At 53.4% G+C, this 19,293-nt stretch carries 14 protein-coding genes and 2 pseudogenes; 12 read left to right on the forward strand and 4 right to left on the reverse strand.

Annotated features, from left to right (window positions below; all coding sequences use genetic code 11):
• Nucleotides 1–92 precede the first annotated feature (92 nt).
• Nucleotides 93–1,420: pseudogene (locus tag ACR0EV_RS23850) on the reverse strand (IS3 family transposase); the annotation flags it as partial.
• 268 nt (nucleotides 1,421–1,688) lie between these two features.
• Here ACR0EV_RS23850 and ACR0EV_RS23855 point away from each other — a divergent pair.
• On the forward strand, nucleotides 1,689–3,062 hold the full coding sequence (locus ACR0EV_RS23855; RefSeq protein ID WP_480802392.1) for an alpha/beta hydrolase: 1,374 nt from the start codon (nucleotides 1,689–1,691) through the stop codon (nucleotides 3,060–3,062).
• Nucleotides 3,055–6,369: a CHAT domain-containing protein gene (locus ACR0EV_RS23860; RefSeq protein ID WP_480802393.1), complete on the forward strand. Its 3,315-nt coding sequence runs from the start codon at nucleotides 3,055–3,057 to the stop codon at nucleotides 6,367–6,369. The genes ACR0EV_RS23855 and ACR0EV_RS23860 overlap by 8 nt, the downstream gene beginning before the upstream one ends.
• 81 nt (nucleotides 6,370–6,450) lie before the next feature.
• Here the strand turns inward: ACR0EV_RS23860 and ACR0EV_RS23865 are convergent.
• From ACR0EV_RS23865 to ACR0EV_RS23875, 3 genes and pseudogenes are all read right to left on the reverse strand, one after another.
• Nucleotides 6,451–6,959, reverse strand: a pseudogene (locus tag ACR0EV_RS23865) (DDE-type integrase/transposase/recombinase).
• Nucleotides 6,889–7,122 (reverse strand): hypothetical protein, encoded by a 234-nt coding sequence (locus ACR0EV_RS23870; protein ID WP_480802394.1) that lies wholly within the window; start codon nucleotides 7,120–7,122, stop codon nucleotides 6,889–6,891. The pseudogene ACR0EV_RS23865 and the gene ACR0EV_RS23870 overlap by 71 nt, the downstream one beginning before the upstream one ends.
• A gap of 926 nt (nucleotides 7,123–8,048) precedes the next feature.
• A complete protein-coding gene (locus ACR0EV_RS23875; protein WP_480802395.1) occupies nucleotides 8,049–8,681 on the reverse strand; it encodes a YceI family protein in 633 nt (210 codons plus the stop codon).
• Between the two features lie 74 nt (nucleotides 8,682–8,755).
• Between ACR0EV_RS23875 and ACR0EV_RS23880 the strand changes: the two genes are divergently transcribed.
• The 10 genes from ACR0EV_RS23880 (at nucleotide 8,756) to ACR0EV_RS23925 (ending at nucleotide 18,998) form a co-directional block, all read left to right on the forward strand.
• Entirely contained in the window at nucleotides 8,756–9,499 is a 744-nt protein-coding gene (locus tag ACR0EV_RS23880; protein ID WP_480802396.1) for an endonuclease/exonuclease/phosphatase family protein, read from the forward strand.
• 76 nt (nucleotides 9,500–9,575) lie between these two features.
• Nucleotides 9,576–10,298: a CDP-alcohol phosphatidyltransferase family protein gene (locus ACR0EV_RS23885; protein WP_480802397.1), complete on the forward strand. Its 723-nt coding sequence runs from the start codon at nucleotides 9,576–9,578 to the stop codon at nucleotides 10,296–10,298.
• Nucleotides 10,295–11,908, forward strand: coding sequence for a sulfatase-like hydrolase/transferase (locus ACR0EV_RS23890; RefSeq protein ID WP_480802398.1), 1,614 nt, complete (start codon nucleotides 10,295–10,297; stop codon nucleotides 11,906–11,908). The genes ACR0EV_RS23885 and ACR0EV_RS23890 overlap by 4 nt, the downstream gene beginning before the upstream one ends.
• Complete coding sequence (locus tag ACR0EV_RS23895; RefSeq protein WP_480802399.1) at nucleotides 11,905–12,810, forward strand: lysylphosphatidylglycerol synthase transmembrane domain-containing protein; 906 nt, start codon at nucleotides 11,905–11,907, stop codon at nucleotides 12,808–12,810. The genes ACR0EV_RS23890 and ACR0EV_RS23895 overlap by 4 nt, the downstream gene beginning before the upstream one ends.
• Nucleotides 12,807–13,802 (forward strand): ABC transporter substrate-binding protein, encoded by a 996-nt coding sequence (locus ACR0EV_RS23900; protein ID WP_480802400.1) that lies wholly within the window; start codon nucleotides 12,807–12,809, stop codon nucleotides 13,800–13,802. Before ACR0EV_RS23895 ends, ACR0EV_RS23900 begins: the two co-directional genes overlap by 4 nt.
• A gap of 15 nt (nucleotides 13,803–13,817) precedes the next feature.
• Nucleotides 13,818–14,564 (forward strand): ABC transporter ATP-binding protein, encoded by a 747-nt coding sequence (locus ACR0EV_RS23905; RefSeq protein ID WP_480802401.1) that lies wholly within the window; start codon nucleotides 13,818–13,820, stop codon nucleotides 14,562–14,564.
• A complete protein-coding gene (locus ACR0EV_RS23910) occupies nucleotides 14,565–16,097 on the forward strand; it encodes an ABC transporter permease (RefSeq protein ID WP_480802402.1) in 1,533 nt (510 codons plus the stop codon).
• Nucleotides 16,094–17,146 carry a glycosyltransferase family 4 protein gene (locus tag ACR0EV_RS23915; protein ID WP_480802403.1) on the forward strand — a complete coding sequence of 351 codons (1,053 nt, stop codon included), beginning with the start codon at nucleotides 16,094–16,096 and terminating at the stop codon, nucleotides 17,144–17,146. Before ACR0EV_RS23910 ends, ACR0EV_RS23915 begins: the two co-directional genes overlap by 4 nt.
• A gap of 255 nt (nucleotides 17,147–17,401) precedes the next feature.
• Nucleotides 17,402–17,968, forward strand: coding sequence for a hemerythrin domain-containing protein (locus ACR0EV_RS23920; protein WP_480802404.1), 567 nt, complete (start codon nucleotides 17,402–17,404; stop codon nucleotides 17,966–17,968).
• 10 nt (nucleotides 17,969–17,978) lie between these two features.
• A complete protein-coding gene (locus ACR0EV_RS23925; protein ID WP_480802405.1) occupies nucleotides 17,979–18,998 on the forward strand; it encodes a glutathione S-transferase C-terminal domain-containing protein in 1,020 nt (339 codons plus the stop codon).
• Nucleotides 18,999–19,293: the final 295 nt, after the last annotated feature.

Below are 19,293 nucleotides of genomic sequence, written 5' to 3' on the forward strand. Positions count from 1 at the left end.
GCCTCGGATGGCAAACTCCAACCGAGGCATTCAGAGATGAACTCATGAAACTGAGATAGCGGAAACCGTCGCAACGACCCTTGAGTTACCAGCAAGCGCCGGGTTTCGATTGTCTTCCGTTTGATCCTTTCTCGTTGTTTCAGAATGGTCTGGCCGCGCCCGAAGTAGACATCGGCCGGTGTGAGGTTTTGCAGGCTCTCGTGATAGCGCCGATGGTTGTAGTGATCGACAAAGGCGTCGATCTGCTGCCTGAGATCACCGGGCAGGTAGTAGTTTTCCAGCAAGATGCGGTTCTTCAAGGTCTGATGCCAGCGCTCGATCTTACCCTGAGTTTGCAGATGGTATGGCGCCCCTCGGACATGATCCATTTCCTGATCTTCCAGCCATTCAGCAAGTTCACCAGAGATATAACTGGATCCGTTATCACTGAGCAGCCGTGGCTTGTGGAAGACGGTCGCCTGGGCACAGCCCGAAGCCTGCAAAGCCAAGTCCAGCGTATCGGTGACATCACTGGCCTTCATCGTCGTGCAGAGCTTCCAGGCGATGATGTAGCGGCTGTAATCATCGAGGATGGTCGACAGATAGAACCAACCCCAGCCGATGACCTTCAGGTAAGTGAAGTCGGTCTGCCAGAGTTGGTTCGGCCGAGTGGTTTTATCCCGGAACTCGTCAGCCGCCGATAGAACCACATAGGCCGGGCTGGTGATCAGGTCGTAAGACTTGAGGATGCGATAGACGGAAGCCTCTGACACAAAATACTTTTCCGTGTCGGTGAATTGCACGGCCAGTTCGCGCGGGGAAAGCTCACTTTCCTTCAGGGCCAGATCCTTGATTTTCTCGCGCACTGGCGTGGGAATGCGGTTCCAGACCCGTGACGGCGTGGGGCTACGATCTTCAAGCGCCTCGGGGCCGCCGGCGAGATATCGGTCGTACCAGCGATAGTAGGTGGTCTTCGGAATGCCCAGCTTTTCCAATGTGCGCTTGGTCGGGAGATGCGAACCTTCGACGAGGCGGATGATTTCCAGTTTTTCGGATGCAGGATACCTCATTCGTCGTCGTCCCCATTCGCGATCATGCTTTTTTTGAGCAGCCGCAGTTCAAGAGCCTGTTCGGCAATCACTTCCTTCAGGTCGCGGGCTTCGCGGCGCAGATCTTTGACCTCGCTCGATGTCGCGGCGCGCGCGGTGTCGCCTGCCAGACGTTTCTTGCCGGCTTCCAGAAAATCCTTGGACCAGCTGTAGTACAGACTCTGGGCGATGCCCTCTCGACGGCACAGCTCCGCAATGCTGTCCTCGCCCTTTAGGCCGTCCAGCACGATCCTAATCTTCTCTTCAGCTGTATATTGCTTGCGCGTCGCACGGCGGATGTCTCTGACAACTTTCTCGCCGTGGCTCTGCTTGGTTCCGGGTTTCTTTCTCATCTCCACTCCTTGGCGGTTACGATGAGCCAGAAACCCTCTCTTATCAAATCGACCTAAACTGTCCCATTGGTGCTGACGTCAGACAAATAGAGCTGCACTCTTCAACCCTTCTTTTAAGACAGACTTTGCATCGGCGTCACCAAATGTGTTCTGGGCCGCGATTCCTTTCAGGCACCATTGAACGCGCATTTTCCCTCATGACTTGAAAAACCAATATGTCAGCGTAAGCTAGATTTGTATTTTGATGAAGACTTTTTGTGGACTAGGCATGGATGACATAGTGGTTTTTATTCCGGGGATCTCCGGATCGGTCCTGACCAAGAACGGCAAAACTGTATGGGCCCCAAAGGCTGGAGCCGCCTTGCGCGGCGCATTTACAGGGTTGCGAAGCATCCGTTCACTCAAGATGGACGGCGACGACCATACTCTGGACGACCTTGGCGATGGGGTTGAGGCCACCGAGCTGTGCCAGGATCTGCATCTCATTCCAGGACTTTGGAAGATTGACGGCTATTCGGCTATGCGTCGCAACCTCTTTCATCGCCTGAACCTGGTTGAAGGGGAAACATATTTCGAGATGCCTTATGACTGGAGACGCGATAACCGAGTTGCGGCGCGCAAACTCCAGCGATTGGCTGAAAATGTTCTCGCCAAACGGCGCAAGAGCCACCCTAACGCTCAACTGATCCTAATCTGTCACTCTATGGGCGGTATCATCGCGCGGCTCTACTTAGAAAAATTGGAAGGTTGGCGCGATACACGGAGGCTTTTCACACTTGGAACACCTTTTTCGGGCTCCTTGAACTCGCTGGACAACCTGAGCAACGGCTTCAAGATGGGCTTGTGGGTTTTGCAAGCCGACCTGACTGAAACGCTTTCGTCCTTTACTTCAGTTTATCAGTTGCTCCCGACTTTTCGTTGTTTTCTTAGTCAGACAGACGGACAAATGCTGTCGCTGGATGATCCAGAAGCGGAGCTACCCAACGTTGACAGAAATCGCCTTACAGATGCCCTTACGTTGCATCGCGAACTGCGCGAAAAGGTTGATGCCAATCGCAAGGATGGCGCTTTTATTGAAAACAGCTATTCGGTGATCCCAACTGTCGGAAATTACATAGAAACACATACCAAAGCGACGTTCAAAGGTGGGAAGCTCGAGATGTTGACCAGCGCGACAGGAGGAGACGGCACGGTGCCGCGGCTTTCGGCGATACCTCATGAAAAACTGGACGCCGACAAACCTGCTGACTGGCTGAACGAGAAACACGGATCACTTCAAAACAACGTTGGCACGATAGACGAGATCGCCAGTTTGCTTCTTCACGATCGAGAACGCGACCGGATGATCTTCTCGGCGCCGGGTCAGAACATTTCCGTTACATCTCAAGACACACTTGTTGGTCAGGATGTCGTGATAAGGGCAAAAACGGAGTCGTCAGAGTCAACCTCGTTATACTGCCTGGTCGAAAGCATAAGTACCGGCAAATCTGACACCCATATCATGCCAGTTGATCCCGATGACGCCAAAGCAGCACGGATTGATTTACCAGGACTGCCATCGGGAGATTATCGTGTGACCGTCAGGAGCGCGGGTACCAACACGGTTACAGATCTTGTCAGCGTTGTAGACCCAAATGAATGACACCAGTGCAGGAACATTCTGCTCTTTCGATGTAAGCCTTGTCCGCGGGGAGGACAGAATCTATTGGCTCAGCGCTGATTGCACTGAGGGCGCCCTCAATGCAGTTCCGGTCCAAGCACCGGATTGGGGTGTGGAATTACAGCCTGAAAACGGGCCTCTCGACTGGCTCAACACTACTATCCGAACGGCGGCTGGGCGAGTGGATGACGGCATGAGCATTGGCCAGGCGCTTAAAGACATGCTGTTTGGTACACCCGAGGTAAACGAACTTTTTGTGCGCCTACGCGCTGCGGCTTCCGTGCGAAATCAACAGATTGTTTTGCGATTGATGGGTGCTCCCGCGGACGTTTCTGATTGGCCATGGGAGCTTATGTTGGACCCTGACAATTCAGGCATACCGCTAATACTCTCGGAAGACGTTCATCTGGTTCGAACAGCGCGCGTCCGCTCCTATCCTTCCGGAAAACAAATGGTGAAGCCGCCAGTCAATGTTCTTGTCATTATGTCCAGCCCTCTTCCGGGCGCGGATCAGGCAGCACATAGCTTGGACCAATTCGATCTTTATGAAGAAAAACGCCATTTGCTTCGCGACCTTGCACCTATGATTGAAAGCGGAAAGCTGAGCGTCACCTTAGAGGATCGCCCTACGCTTGAGCGTCTTTCAAAAGCACTTCGCAAGACCGAAAGTGGCTTCCACATAGTTCACTACCTCGGCCATGCCTCTGAACATGGGTTATGGTTTGAAGACCAGAATGGCACTGGAAAGCTGGTTCTATCCAAGGAGTTCAGCAATTTTTTGAGACTTAGCCCGCATCTACGTTTCGTGTTACTTGCTGGCTGCGAGACAGCTCGGGCGCCGCGACCACTGACGCCCGGCGACTGGGAGGGAGGGTTGTCGATAACGCAACATGCTGTGCGCGATGCGGCCCCTGCGGTCATGGGAATGCAGGTGGTGCTGCCATTTCGCACGCAACGCATTTTTACTCGCTCGTTTTATGAAAGCCTTACTGCAGGATATTCTGTGGCCAGAGCGTTGACACTGGCTCGAAAGCAGGTGTGGGACGATCAAAAGGACCGTGTCCAGCAATTGGACTGGGCAATTCCGACCCTGTTTCTTGGTGCCGAGGATCCCGACGCGATAGTTGACGCGAATGCGCAAGCACTACCGCCACCTCAGATCAACCCGGTCCGACTGCATGTTTCGCAGACCTATAAGGATCTGCGGTTTGTTGCACGCCATGCTAATCTTCGCAGGGTTGTTGATGTCTTGTCCAACCGAACGAAAAGCAGGTTAGTTTGCATCCGTGGGGAAAACGTACGGTCTCAAGACCTTAGCAACCTAATGGACCGCGCATTGGAGGAGCTTGATCCGAGTATTGCGCAACTGAAATTCTCTGCGCGTGATCTCGGTGAAGCGCAAAAAGACGAGCTACTGAAGTTCTTGCGTGAGATCTTACGTCAATCCAACAATGGGAAAGACCTTCTTGAACATGCGGCTCCATCCATGATGCGATCCCTCATAGTTGATCGTGTTGCCCGGATCCCCTTGGCCATTGCAATCGATCATGCGTATGAACTCAAAGCAGACAGTCCGGTCGTCGAAATCATTCGAGACCTACTAAGTCAGCGCGGCCAAGTACGGGTCGCGTTAGTCCATAGAGAAGAGCACAATCCTTTCACCTTTGAAATGGGGAGCATTTGGGAACCGTCTGTTGTAACCGAGATGCGATGGTCAGAGGTCTGGGCTTGGATACGCGGGCAGTTGCCCGAATTGGCGCACAAAGGCGAATCCCAATTGCATCCACTGCATTCAGTTCTAGGCGACAATCTTGAACGTTGGGAGGCATTAGCTGATCGTTTAGCCGGGCGTGACGCTGGCTCCCGCGATCCGAATATCGAGGCCGCAGTTCGGGCATTAAAACCCAAGGAGCAAGCCGAAAACTCTGTTGACGACTTCTTTTCAGCACCTGCAGCAACCGACGACATCGACGCAGCGGTCCCGGAATCTGCACAACACATGCGTGACGCGATCACCGTTGCCGTGGCTGGGCCATTTACTGAAGGACGCGATCACGCCTTTCGCGATGCGATGGCACGATTTGCGGATGCACATGGTCTAGCTGGACGGGTCAGTGCTAGTCCTGACAAACGGGCGACCATCGTCGCTCAAACCTTAAAAATAGCTTCTCCATTTACGGACGGGAAAAGTGCTACTACTGCTGCTCTCCTGTCGTGGATGAACAAAGTTGCACAAGCCAATGCCAGAGTGCTCGTTCTGGATTTTGGAACTGATCACAAAAACATGGCACTCAGCAACTTTGTGGAGCAACTCGCTGCGTCTGGCGTATTGGTTGTAGCCGCCGGGGGAAACACTGGTGTACCAAACTGGCCAGCATGGAGTGCCCAAACGCTGGCCGTTGGAGCAATGGCGGACGGACATCCCTCGGCTTACTCAATCTACCACCCCGATGTAGACAAGCCCGACTTGTATGCACCAGAGACACTCGATGCCACGCCACTCGAAGGTTGGGTGGAAAAGCTTGGGCAGCGCGGAACGACCTTTGCTGCGCTGTACGTTGCGGCTGCAGCAGCTCTGGTCTGGGCAAGTTACCCGACCTTGAAGGCTGAAGACGTCAAGACCATCCTCAACACTACTGCTGCCGGCCAGGGTCCAAGGTTTATCAATGTTCAGCGCGCAATAGACGAAGCTCGAAGCGTCTTGGTTCAGGATATCCTTCAAACTGGCGACATGGAGCTCTACCAAATCATATCCGAGTCAGGTTTGCCGATGGATCTGGCAATGCAAACGATTGCCATTTTAGAGGAAGCTGGCCGCATTAAACGGAAAGAGACAGAAAATGGCGACGTCCTTAGTTATCCGCAGCGGATCGCAGCCCGCTATGACGCGCTGCGCCTCACTCCACCCAGCTATCGACGAACCATTGATCAGGAGCGGCTTATGGCAGATGCCCGTGAATTGGCAAGTCGCAGGGCACTGACCGATAACGATGCTTGGGCTCTATGGAATTCAGGGCAAAAAGGCAATCGGATCGTCGCGCTCGCACATCAATTTAAGTCTGTCGGCTCGAACACGATGGCTATTATCGAAGATGGCATTCTTAAATCGCAAAGCGCGTTCGAACAATATCATGCCATGCGTCTTGCACAGAAATGGGGGAACAGATTTGAAGGCGCGGACCGGGGCCGAATTGTCAGTGCAATCAAGAAGGAGTTGTTAGGGGACAAATTTGATGCTGAACGTCATGCCTTGGGGTCGTCAATTATCCATCAGCTGAGTGAGGAATGACGACTTGAGGTAGGGTCTCGGTTGACACCGGTTCTGTCGCAATTTTCATTGTAGGCTGGGGAGATGGCGCAGGTGGGTTGATTATCCTACCAGTTGAACAAACTGCTGAAACGGACGGAGTCCGGGCGTGAATTGACCTTTGCGGATCATGTTGACCAGTTCGATGCCAGCCAGGGCAGATGCATCTGAATCGAAAGACTTGAAACCCAGCATGGGCCTGATCCGACGTTTGATGAAGCGATGGTCTTGCTCAATGATGTTGTTGAGGTACTTCCGTCTGACCATCTCAATCGGCACCGTGCAACCAAATCCTTTCAACGTCTTGTTTATTGCTTTGATGCAAGCTGTGTTTGCACCACTTTTGTCGATGACGATTTTCCGTGGCAAACCGTTCGCCTCAAGCGCACGAGCGAAGAACTTGGTCGCAGCCGCTTTGATAGCATGAAATCAAAGGTCTTTCCGTGTTTGTCGATGGCGCGATAGAGATAAACCCACTCACCCTTCACCTTCACATAGGTCTCATCCATGCGCCATGAATGGTCGGCAGAGCGCTTTTTTGTATCGTGAAGCATCAGCCACAAGACCGGCATATCGCCTCACCCAACGGTTCAGCGTCGCGTGATCCAGTTCAACGCCACGTTCAGCCATGATTTCTTCCAGATCCTGGTAAGACACGCCGTATCGGAGATAGAAGAATACAGCGTACAAGATCACTTCTTTCGGAAAGTGTGCGCCCTTGAATGAGATTGTCACGGTCTGCTCCTGTCATTTTGAGCATGCGCTACCAAAACTACGTTTGACCGGACAGGTGGGAACTAATTCTGCGACAGAACCGATTCGAGATCGGCTCGCTCGACCGTCTCTCTCGGCTTCCCCGCACAGTGTCTGACGTCAGACAACATGGGGGTTTGAGACGTCGACAAAATGCAAACCATTAGAGCCCACACAAGTGGCATAGTGCCTGATCTCTACTGAGCAGAGCGGGCAAGATCCGTCGTAGTACACCGTAGCGCAGGCTTGATCGGCTTTACCCGATTTGACTGCAACCTCAACTCGTTCCGTTTTGTGCATCGTCTTGGACCTCTGCCAGTGGGGTGCACCCGATCTTTGTCAAAAGTTAGCGCAAATACTGAAGAAACGAGGTTTTAGCTATCGCAAACAGGTGCGGTACGAGGCCGCAACTGTTTGCGATAGCTAAACTCAACGGCAGAATTCTCCGCAGAGCAGACACTTTTCGGGATTGCGCCAATGACGGCTTCGAGCAGAAACTGGGCTTTGCGCAGATAGGTGGACGTCCCTTTCTTGCATCAACCGGTTTGTCCCAAAACCGTGGCTACACCCCGCTAATCCCGCACTCATCGCTATCGTGGCCCTACAAAATCTGATCAGCGTCAATGCTTTCGCGACCAACAAGCTCTATTGTCGCGATTTGTTCAGAAATCTTCAGCACCGTAGGCCGTGTTTAGTCCGCATGCTTTCAGCTATGAAATGCATCATTTATGGTTCGCCGCTATCAACATGAGGTAAATTCAGACTCAAAACTGAAAATGGGCGGCAGTCGTTTAGTGACGCGGGTTCGAAGGAAAATGAAAAAATAAAGGTGAACTGCCTTTCGAAGCCAGGCAGTTTAGTGTCCGCAAGATCGATTTTTTGGCTGGCAACACATTCGTTTACCAAAATCATTTGTCGCTTTTGATTGCTTCCGTCTCAATGTTAATCGTCACTTCATCGCCGACAAGCCCATTCGCGACTCCGTAATCCATCCCAAACTCACTGCGCAAAATGGCGGTGTCGAGTGACAGTCCTAAAACCTCGCGTTTATGGCCAAACGGATATTCTGCGACTTTGTTCAGCGTAACATTCAGCGTTACGGGAAGAGTTTGATCCAAGATCGTCAACTCTCCGGTCACAGTGCCGCTGGTGTCGTCCGAAGCTGTGCCACCGTTCGCAACAAACTTGATTTCGGGATACGTCGAGACATCCAGGAAGTCTCGGTTTCGAACATGACCGTCACGCGCGTCGTTGAACGTGTTCACGGACGCCGCTTGGATCCTAACCTCTACGTCGCGCAACTCTTGCGTTTCAGTGTCGTAAAAGAAGTTGCCCGACACTTCTGTGAACACACCAAGTGTTTTTGCGTAGCCGATGTGATCAATTGTGAAATAGATGGCCGTGTGCGTTGGATCGAGTTCATACCGCGCCATATCGGCGTTGGCCGCCATTGCATATGCACTTAGTGCAGCCGAGGCTACAATCGTTCGCGTTGTAGTGCCAAAGCGGCCGAGATCGGTTTTTACACGCGTAAAAGCCATAGTACGAAGACCTCCGAGTGGTAGCCAAGGTAATGAATAATATAGGTTGCAAACGGACAAAGGCCGTAAAAAACATGAGCAACTCCACAATTCGCTGCGCAACATGGAACATTCATCGCGCAAAGGGACCAGATGGACAGGTCGATCCAAACCGTGTGGCCAACGCAATCGGGACGGAACTGGCGCCTTTGGGTTTGGATATTCTGGCGTTGCAAGAGGCGGATGAGGAATGTCGACCGCACGCTCGGATCGTAGACGTGCAGAACATCTCCGAGCTTACGGGGCTCAGATACACACAAGACGCCCCTGCATTGCGTTGGGGAAGTCAGAGCGATGGATTTCTGGGAAGCATCCTGTTTCTGGGCGAGAGGTTTCAGCGCACCCATGCAGATGTAATTGATCTACCAGGCCATTGCCACCGGGGCGCCATAGTGTTCGAAACGCTGGTTGACGGTTATCCGCTGCGCATCATGACGATGCATCTGTCCTTGTCGCAACCGCTTCGCATCATCCAGATGCGCACTATCGGGCAATACTTACATCGTCGCCCTGAAATGCCGACTCTCATGCTGGGCGACTTCAACGAATGGCGCCCCTGGGGCGGCTTGATGTTTCACCGGCGGATTGTCGGAACAGCCTTCCAAGGACCCGCTCAGCCCACTTTCCCAAGCAGAGCACCCTTCTTACCGTTGGACAGAATCTTGACGGATTTTCCAGACGCAATTTCAGAGGTTCACGCACTAAAATCAGAGGTTTTGGTGCAGGCTTCGGATCACTTGCCTTTGACGGGCGTTGTTAAGCTTGGGAAAAGGACGTGAGCGGTTGGTTGCCCACAAGGCTACCCGAAGGTCGTTGGCGGGCTAATTTGTTCTTAGGATCAATTGGGTGACGTTTATGTTTGGCGGTGATTTTTACAACGCGACAAGGCCTGTAGAGGTGGAACCACCTGTTGCCAACCTGTGCATGGCCAGCGCGGTCATTGCTCTTGCAATGGCAGTATGCTCATTGCTGGCGTTTGGTTCCGCATTGCCCCCTTTGGTCGTCTTTGGGGTAGTCGTCGGATTGCTGATCCCGGGGTTGCGTCGAACCTATCCTTATGAAGTGTTGGGTCTGTGTAACCTTGTAACCCTAATCCGCGCTGCAATGGTCGCGTTTTTGGCTGGCACTGTGGTCGCGCCAACCGTGAACCCTTGGCTGGTATTTGTGGTGGCAACAGTAGCATTCGCATTGGATGGCGTAGACGGCTGGTTGGCGCGGCGATCAAAACTGACATCCCGATTTGGCGCGAGGTTTGATATGGAAACGGACGCGTTGTTGGGCGCGGTCCTCTCTGTGTGGCTTTTGGTATCAGGGACAACAGGCCTGGAAATTCTGGTTCTTGGTTTCATGCGATACACCTTCTGCGCAGCAAGTCTATTTTTGCCCGCATTGCAGGCTGAACTCCCCGAGTCGTTCCGTCGAAAAGCAATTTGCGTTATACAAATCGGTGCCTTGGTCACGCTGCTGTTTCCCTTGACGCCAACAACAGCATATTTGCCGATATCTTTTATGGCTGCGATACTGCTCGCATGGTCCTTCTTTGTGGACATCAAATGGCTTCTTGGGCGTGCTGAATGAGGCAGGTACTCTTCCTAGTTTTGGGTGCTTTAGCTGTCTTTGCCGTTCTAGCCCTGCCAAACCATCCAAGCGCTTTTGGGTGGAGCGCGGTGTTGCGCTGGCCTCTCGAGCTGCCCGTGATACTATTTCTAATGATGGTGCTAGGTCGGCGCTTGATCATCGTACACGCGGTCGCGCTGGCTTTGTTGGCTGTCGCTGTTTTGAAGCTCGCCGACTATGCAATGTTTAGCGCTTTTGACCGGTCGTTTAATCCGGTCGTTGATATGCCCTTGATCGCTGCAGGCTTCTCATTCACCCGTGATAGCCTTGGTTTGGTTGTTTTTGTTTTTGCAGTGTCATCGGCCATTTTGTTGCTGGCCCTGCTTTACGCTTTAATAGTCCAGGGCTTTGCCGCTTGGGCGTCACTTGGGCGAAATGCAAAAACAGGATTGGCAGCAGCTTTGATCGGCGCCGGCTTCACTGGATGGGCTGTCGCGGATGCGGGTCATCACCTCAGTTTCTGGAAATTGGAAAACAGCCCGCCGGGGACCACCTGGACCTCTCGCTTAACAATAAATCGCGTTGAGGAAATACAGAGAACAACCAGGGATTTGGCCGAGTTTCGTGAGGCTGCAGGTTTAGATACCTATGCCAATCAGTTCGGATTGTTGAACAAGCTTGATGGGCGGGATGTGTTTTTGATCTGGATTGAAAGCTACGGTCGCGCGAGCTTCGACAACCCGCTGTACGCGCCAACGCATCTTGCAACGCTGCGGTCTGCTCAGGCGGAAATCGCGGGTTCGGGCCTTGCCATGAAAAGCGGTTGGTTGATCTCGCCAACGGTAGGCGGACAAAGCTGGTTGGCACATGGGACCCTGGGGTCCGGCTTGTGGACCGCCGATAACGGGCGCTATCAAGCGATGATCGACAGTGGGCGCAAATGGCTATCTCATATCGCGCAAGCGGCGGGGTATCGGACAGCCGCTGTCATGCCTGCAATCACAAAGGATTGGCCTGAAAGTCGAGCGATGGGATTTGAGCTTGTTTTCGACAAGGCCAAAATCCCCTATGCGGGCGAGAGTTTTCGCTGGGTCACTATGCCCGACCAATTCACCTTGGCTGCGTATCCTGATCTTTTGCCGCCGGACCCGAGACCAGATTTTGTCCAGATCGCCTTGATCTCTTCACATGCCCCTTGGACACCAATCGCAGACGTAATCCCGTGGCAGGACGTAGGCGACGGCACCGTCTTCAATGAGATGGCCTTACGGGGACCGACACCTGAAGTGTTGTGGAAAGACCGGGATGCCGTGCGGGACGCGTATCGCAGATCGGTAGACTATGTTTTGCAGGTCGTCTTTTCTCATGTTCTTCAACTGGCCGACGATGCACCACTGGTCATTGTCGCAGGGGACCATCAGGCCGCTGGATTTGTATCAGGCAGTGACAGCAAGGATGTAGCTGTTCATATAATCGGACCCCCGCAAGTCTTGGATCATATCGAGCATTGGCGTTGGACCGAGGGGCTTGTCCCCGCATCCGACGTACCTGTTCGCCGAATGGACAGTTTTAGGGACAACTTTATCGCTGCCTTTTCTGACAAGACCTCAACCGCAATGGTGTCGCAATGAAGCGGTATTGGGTCAGGTTGGTCGTATCGATCACGTTGATTGTCGCATTGCTTTGGTGGACGGATTTGGCGCGTGTCGCTGATCATCTGCGGATGCTTAGCCTGGAATGGGTTGGGCTTTCGATTGTTGTTACAACTGCCGCAACCTTCTCGATGGCATTCCGATGGCAACTTACAGCGCACGCGTTGGATATTCGGTTTGATTACTCTTTTGCCCTGCGCGAGTACTATATCGCGCAGCTGGTAAATATGATTCTGCCCGGCGGTGTTCCGGGGGATCTGACCCGTGCGGTTCGGGCGAGGAAGAAAGCAGACCTCAAACGTTCAGCTCAATCTGTGTTCGCGGAACGGCTGTTGGGGCAAATCGCAATCATGGCAGCCCTTTTTCTGGGCGTCTGTGCTGCGCTAGTGTGGCCCGCAGGCTTCGATCATCCTGAACTGAGCATGACAGTTCTTGCTGTGTTGCTATCCGCTCTAGTCGTGGTGAGCCTTATATCACTTGCCCTTCCATCAATTGGGAGGTTCGTTGTCTTTTTGATCAGGCTACAACGTCAAACGGCCTTTGTTTTTCTCGGCTTAGTCAGCTCTACATGTCTGATACTGGGGTTCTACGCGTCAGCAAGGGCTGTAGGGGTTGTCATACCATCAGGCGGCTTGCTTATCATTATTCCTCTGGTTTTGACCGCCATGCTGATCCCTATGTCGATTGGTGGTTGGGGTTGGAGGGAAGGAGCCGCTGCTGCCTTATTTCCAATAATCGGGGCGTCATCCAGTGCGGGCGTTGCTTCGGGTGTCACTTATGGTGCCGTTATCCTGATCGCCGCGCTGCCAGCAGTTGCAATTCTGCTGTGGCCAAGATCGCTTGAACCGCAACTAACAACAGGGAAAAGAGATTCACTATGACACAGCCCGCCCATCTTACGCGCCGTTTTTTTCTTCAAACCGGCGCAGCCGGTTTTGCCGCCTCTGCATCAGGGTTGCCTGCACTAGCAGCTAACTTGCAACCTGTGAATTTCCAGCTGTCCTGGCTGCATTCCGTGCAGTTTGGCGGAAGTTACATTGCGAAAAACAAAGGGTATTGGTCCGATCTAGGTTTGGATGTCTCACTTGCCCAAGGCGGTCCAAACGCGCCTGTCGAGCCGCCCGTGGTTTCAGGAACTGCTTTGGTTGGGATATCAGCTGCGGACTATACCGCCGCCGCGGTGGCGCAAGGCGCGCCGTTCAAAATTATCGCCGTTGCGATGCAAAAGAATCCGTTCGCGATTGCGTCGCTTGCGGCCAACCCGGTAAACGAACCCGCAGACCTTATCGGCAAGAAGATTGGTATGGCCGTCGCGAATACACCCGTCTTGCAAGCCTTGTGCACATTGAACGGGATAGACATAGACCAAATTGAAATTGTCCCCACCCAATATGACCCGGCGCCGTTAGTAAGCGGCCAGGTGGATTGCTTGCTTTGCTGGGAAACAGATTTGCCCGTCGCCATGACTGTGCAGGGCGTTGACAACACCACAATGCTAATGGCCGACTACGGTTATGCCGTGCACTCTCAAACCTATATCGCCACCCAAGACTCTCTTGCCCAAAGACGCGCAGAGCTTGTGTCTTTAATGAAAGGCGAAGTCATGGGGTGGAAGGATTACCACAAAGACACCGACGCCGCCGCCGAGTTGACGATAGAAATGTTCCCTGATGCAGGTCTAGATCTCGCCGCGCAAAAACTGCAAGCCGCGCGGCAAGTGCCGCTGATGTTCTCGGACTTAACCGCCGAGTTTGGGTTCGGGTGGTTCACCGAGGAGACTGTTGCGGCGAATGTCGAAACACTAGCGCTGTTGGGTCGAACCGTCACTCCTGACCTCTGGGACAGATCGCTGCTGGAAGAGGTGTATGGCTGACGCGAGGGTTGACGCGTGACTACAGCCGGAATTTCGTGCAACAGAATCCGAAAGAGTTTTGATCGCACTGAGGCGGTCTCAGAGCTTTCGATTGAATTTCAGTCCGGACAGACGACGGCATTGGTTGGCCCGTCCGGCTGCGGGAAATCAACCGTTCTGCGAATGATAGCAGGGCTGGAAACGCCCGACATGGGGCACATCGCAATTGGCCATGAAACACCAAAGCAGGTCGCCCGTCGCGGGGGGCTTGCCATGGCGTTTCAAGATGCATCGCTGCTGCCATGGCGTACCGTAAGATCCAACATCGCATTGGGCGCGGAACTCGCTCGCAAACCGGTGGATCGCGTAGATGACCTGATCAATCTTGTCGGGCTGGACGGGTTTGCCGAGCATCGGCCTGCTGAATTGTCAGGTGGTATGCGCCAACGCGCCGCAATCGCGCGCAGCCTGATATCTGAGCCAGAGGTTCTGCTGTTGGACGAACCTTTTGGGGCCGTCGATGCGATCACGCGACGTCGATTGAATCAAGAGCTCCCGCCATTGTGGCGCGAGCGCCAAACGACAACACTTCTCGTTACGCATTCCGTGGAAGAGGCGGTTTTGCTATCAGATCGCGTGATCGTGCTGTCATCTCGTCCTGCGCGTATCCTAGCGGATATACAGGTCGACATTAAAAGAGACTGCACGTTTTCACCCGTAACTTCACCAGACGTTCGCGCTTTTGTGACGCAAGTACTGACCGCGTTGGAGGAGGATGAGTAGGTGGCACCGGGACGTATCATGCTGGGCGTCTTGCTTATGCTTCTAGTCTGGGAAGGCTTGGCGCAAGTTCAGCCAGACAGCATGTTGATCAGTGGACCATTTGATACCGCGGAGTATATCAACGATCATTCTGGGCTACTTTTCAGGGCAGCGACCGAAACCTTAAGGAATGCCGCGCTCGGGTTCTTTTGGGGGAACCTTGCGGCGGTGGCCTTGGCCTGTTTCGTGATATTGATCCCGAAGTCAGAATGGGTAGTCTCGGCGCTCGCGCTTCTTGTGTTTTGCATTCCTCTGATCGCGAGCGGCCCGATTTTACGGGTCCTATTCGGGCCCGGAGCGGGTCCACAGATCGCTCTGGCGGCACTGGCTGTTTACTACACCACATTCCTGGCCTTTGTAGTGGGACTTCGGGCGATTTCACAAAGCTGGACAGATTTGATGACTGTTTACGGCCGGGGCCGCCTACCGACTCTGTTCGTTGTGCGATTCAGAGCCAGCTTGCCTTACCTGTTTATGGGATTGCAGATCGCTGCGCCAGCTGCCTTTCTGGGTGCGATGATTGGAGAATTCACAGGCGCCGAGCGAGGACTGGGTGTTTTGACCTTGCGGGCCATGCGCGGTCTTCAAACGGATGCGACCTGGGCGCTGGCGGCTATTTCCGCATCACTGGCTATGCTCGGGTATGCGTGCGTTGGTCTGCTCAAAAGCAAACTGACGCCAAATGCACCGACAATCCTACTATCGACGCCCAGATTTGGTCAAAAGCGCGCGCTGTCTACTCAAATACTCGGTATCGTTTTTCTGTCTGCCATGGTTTTGGTTCTGTGGCAGGGGCTGATGGATTTGTTCAACTTGAATTCGTTCTTCGCGAAGCGGCCAGCAGATATTTGGACCTTCGTTTCCAACACCACGAACCTGAACACATTGCTAACTGCGCTTGGCGAAACCCTGACTTATGCGATACCCGGATATCTCGCCGGTTTGGCCCTTGGTGCGGGGCTGGCCGTGATTTTAACGCTTTGGCCACCAGTGGCGCGGGCGATTATGCCGACCGCTATTTCATTGCGCGCCGTGCCGATCATCACAACTGCGCCTTTGCTGGTTCTGGCATTTGGGCGCGGCTTTACCGGAACCGTTGCAATTGTCGCTGTAATGGTTTTCTTCCCAACTCTTGTTGCCTGTCTACAGGGTTTACGGCAGGCTCCAACGCAAATCGTGGATCTTTTTGCAAGCTATGGTGCCGGCCGTTTGAAGCTACTGCGATGCGCCCAAATCCCGGCCATGTTGCCCGCTTTTTTCGCGTCTGCCCGCATGGCAGTGCCAGCCGCGCTATTGGCTGTCACTACAGCTGAGTGGCTGGCAACCGGGCGCGGCATAGGCGTGTTGATGGCACTGACTGCGAGTACATCAAACTACAATATGCTGTGGTCCTGCGTTGTCCTTTTGTGTCTTGCGGCAGTCACAGCATACGCTGGAGTTGCATGGTGCGAAAAGCGGGTTCTGCGCGTTTATGCGAGCGAGCAAGTGGTATGACAGAAGCTGTTTTTGCAATCCCCGGTGACAAAGACCGGCGCACCGGCGGATTCATCTACGAAGCCACGGTATTGCGGGTTCTTAACGAGATCGGTTGCAAGACCCAACACCTGAAACTACCGGGTCGATTTCCCGACCCAACGCAGGACGATATGGCAGTGGCACTGAACGCCCTGCGCGCCGTACCCGGAAAACGCCCGATTATCCTTGATGGATTGGTTTTTGGCTCCATCGACCCAGAGGGTTTGGCGCAGGTGAGCGCCCCTATAATTGCGATGATACACCACCCCCTTGGACTAGAAACTGGTTTGCCGACGGAACGGGCTAAATTTCTGCTCAAAAACGAAACCGCAGCTCTTCGGCACGCCGCACACATTATCGTTCCAAGTCCAGAAACTGCGCGCGTGCTGGTCAACCAATTCGCTGCAAAACCGGATCTGATAACTGTCGCACCCCCAGGTTTTGATCGTCCGGTTGTCTGTAAACAGCCGAAGCGTCCGCCTTTGATTTTGTCAGTTGGCCTATTGGCCCGCCGCAAAGGGCATGACACTCTTCTAAGTGCGCTTGATACAATCAAGGACTTGGAATGGCAGGCTGTTATCGTTGGCAAGGAACACGACAAAAACACCGCGATTGAGCTTTACTCTCAGTCCAAGGCCCTCGGTCTAACCGAGCGCGTGACCTTCACCGGCGAGTTGGACCAAGTTCCGTTGAACGATTTGTTCAACTCGGCGACCCTTTTCGCGCTTGCGACCCGGTACGAAGGCTACGGAATGGTTCTTGGCGAAGCAATGATGTTCGGACTTCCAATCGTTTCCTGCAACGTGGGTGCTGTCCCTGAAACAGTCGGTGACGCGGGGATTCTGCTGCCACCCGAGGACGCTCTGGCCTTTGGAGCTACTCTGCGTTTGCTTCTCAAAGACCAAGGAACACGAGCACGCTTGGGAAGACTGTCAGACTTGAAGTCAAAGTTTCTACCAACGTGGCGTGAAACCGCGGGAACATTCGCCTGCGTAATCAAATCACTCGCCGAGAAAACCAAATCATAGAGCTTTTAAGAAAGGGCTTTACCAAGATTTTTTTGGCCACACTGTCTTGGCGGTCAGATCAGCGGCAAAAGACGTGCTTACCCGCAAAGACCTTAAAGATTTCATCCAGCACGGCATCGAAGCCTAGAGGCGCAAGATCGCTGGTTTGTGTTGGACCGACTTAGCAGGGGTTCGCTGACGCATAGTGACTGTGCGTTCTCGCTAGTGGCGAGCCGTTGTCCGACTTCCCATCTTTGGCCAGAAAGGAGACAACCGATGCTCGATACACATGCCATTCGCCAAGACGACATGCCTCAAGAAATGCGGTTTCTCTTGGACCAATACCCCCGCGACAGTTGGGAAACCCATCCAGGTTTCAAACAAAAAACCAAGCATTGGCTCGGCGCGCATGAGATGTTCCGCCGTGTTGCGGAACTTATTCGCTTGGATACAGAAGGGGTTTTGAGCAAAGAGATGGGGTTGGACGACTACGTGGGGCGGCTGTCCTACTATGGCGGCAACCTAGTCGGGAACCTGCATGGCCATCAAGGTTGGGAAGATCGCAGCTATTTCCCTGAACTATCTGCTGCGGACCCTCGTTTTGATGCGGGACTTGAGTTGCTGGAACAGGATCACTTCGATCTGGATAAGGTGCTGAGTGACTTCACCCGCACTGCGAACCGTGTGATCAAGCTATCCGCGCTTGATGAGGCGCAAGCTTACGATGAAGCCGGACAGCTACATGCGACGAGCGACACGATTGAAGCGTTCCTCAGACGGCATCTCAGCGATGAAGAAGAACTGGCCGTGCCAATCATCTTGCATCACCGGCTGAGAGGATGATGCTGAAGTCATGACCGACACGTCTACCGAAGAAGACCAAACTGATATCAACAAGCGCCGCGCACGGGGTGAATTCGTGCGCGGTGTTAGCGGCTATCGCCACGCCATTGGCGATCCTGTGTTTCCGGCAGAAACTGATCGCTATCACCTGTTCGTAGCCTTGAATTGCCCCTGGTGTCACAGAGTGACGCTGGCGCGAAATTTGTTGGGCCTTCAAAACAGCATCACCATGGACGTTGCATTTCCAAACCGCACCGGCGACGACGATCCAGAGGCGCCAAACCTATGGGAGTTTGCGCCTGATCGGATTGCATCGCTCACAGGTGAGACTTTGCCAGAATGCACGAGTGAGACCGGCACCGGCAAAGGACTGCGCCTTGCCAAAGAGATCTATCGTGCCGAAGGCTCTGAAGAGCAATCCCTTCCAATCCTGTATGACAAGATTGCAGGGCGCATAGTTAACAACGCAAGCGCTGAAATTGTCCGAATGCTGGACGCCTCAGCGGATTCTCTTGGCAGCACAATCCCGGCGGCTGAACGCGTTAGGCTTTACCCAGACGAAGTGCCGCTTCACCAAATTCACGACCTGAACGAACGAATTTATACAGCGATTAACAATGGTGCCTACAAGGCCGGGTTTTCGTCTGATCAAACGATCTATGCAACAGCCTTTGACGCATATTTTGAGACACTCGAATATTTGGAGGAGCATCTCTCAGATGGCAGGCCCTATTTGACAGGAAACCACTTTTCAGAAGTAGATCTTCGCCTGTTCCCAACTCTCTATCGTCACGATCCGGTCTATTATGTGCGAATGAAGCTTAATGGTGCGAGAATCCTAGATTACCCATACTTGTGGCGGTGGCTGTGCCGTGTATACGCGTTGCCCGGAATTGCCGAGGCAGGTTCTCTCGTACACTGCCGCCAGGGTTATTTCGGACGCAGTTGGAATAGCGTTGTGCCCAATGGGCCTTTTAAGCCAATGTCGTACCCAGAGGCCTATCGCCACCCTGAACTCGCAACACTGTAGTCCTCGCCAAGGTGTATTTGGGAAGCCTAGCTTCGAAACCAAACATTTCTGTTTTGGATTGCGAGAGCATTTTTCTTCGGCATTTCGGAACATTTAAAACTTAGTTGCAAATGTCCGGATTGGGCTGCGAGCGGTCATATGCGCTTGTAGTAGCAAAGGATGACAGAGATGGCGGCAAAAGGCTCGTTCGCAGCGTTCTGTCTGCATGACCGCTACGCGGACGAAGTGAACTTCGATAGCATCGGCGCGAATGGTCGCAATGGCTTTGTTGGAAAAACCAGTTTCGTTGAGCCAG

This window comes from Ruegeria sp. CF8 (assembly GCF_056537285.1).

Coding starts and splice junctions, on each gene's coding strand:
- ACR0EV_RS23880 (WP_480802396.1), top strand. CDS start 8,756: ATGAGCAACTCCACAATTCGCTGCGCAACATGGAACATTCATCGCGCA.
- ACR0EV_RS23895 (WP_480802399.1), top strand. CDS start 11,905: ATGAAGCGGTATTGGGTCAGGTTGGTCGTATCGATCACGTTGATTGTC.
- ACR0EV_RS23890 (WP_480802398.1), top strand. CDS start 10,295: ATGAGGCAGGTACTCTTCCTAGTTTTGGGTGCTTTAGCTGTCTTTGCC.
- ACR0EV_RS23860 (WP_480802393.1), top strand. CDS start 3,055: ATGAATGACACCAGTGCAGGAACATTCTGCTCTTTCGATGTAAGCCTT.
- ACR0EV_RS23925 (WP_480802405.1), top strand. CDS start 17,979: ATGACCGACACGTCTACCGAAGAAGACCAAACTGATATCAACAAGCGC.
- ACR0EV_RS23900 (WP_480802400.1), top strand. CDS start 12,807: ATGACACAGCCCGCCCATCTTACGCGCCGTTTTTTTCTTCAAACCGGC.
- ACR0EV_RS23855 (WP_480802392.1), top strand. CDS start 1,689: ATGGATGACATAGTGGTTTTTATTCCGGGGATCTCCGGATCGGTCCTG.
- ACR0EV_RS23885 (WP_480802397.1), top strand. CDS start 9,576: ATGTTTGGCGGTGATTTTTACAACGCGACAAGGCCTGTAGAGGTGGAA.
- ACR0EV_RS23920 (WP_480802404.1), top strand. CDS start 17,402: ATGCTCGATACACATGCCATTCGCCAAGACGACATGCCTCAAGAAATG.
- ACR0EV_RS23915 (WP_480802403.1), top strand. CDS start 16,094: ATGACAGAAGCTGTTTTTGCAATCCCCGGTGACAAAGACCGGCGCACC.
- ACR0EV_RS23875 (WP_480802395.1), bottom strand. CDS start 8,681: ATGGCTTTTACGCGTGTAAAAACCGATCTCGGCCGCTTTGGCACTACA.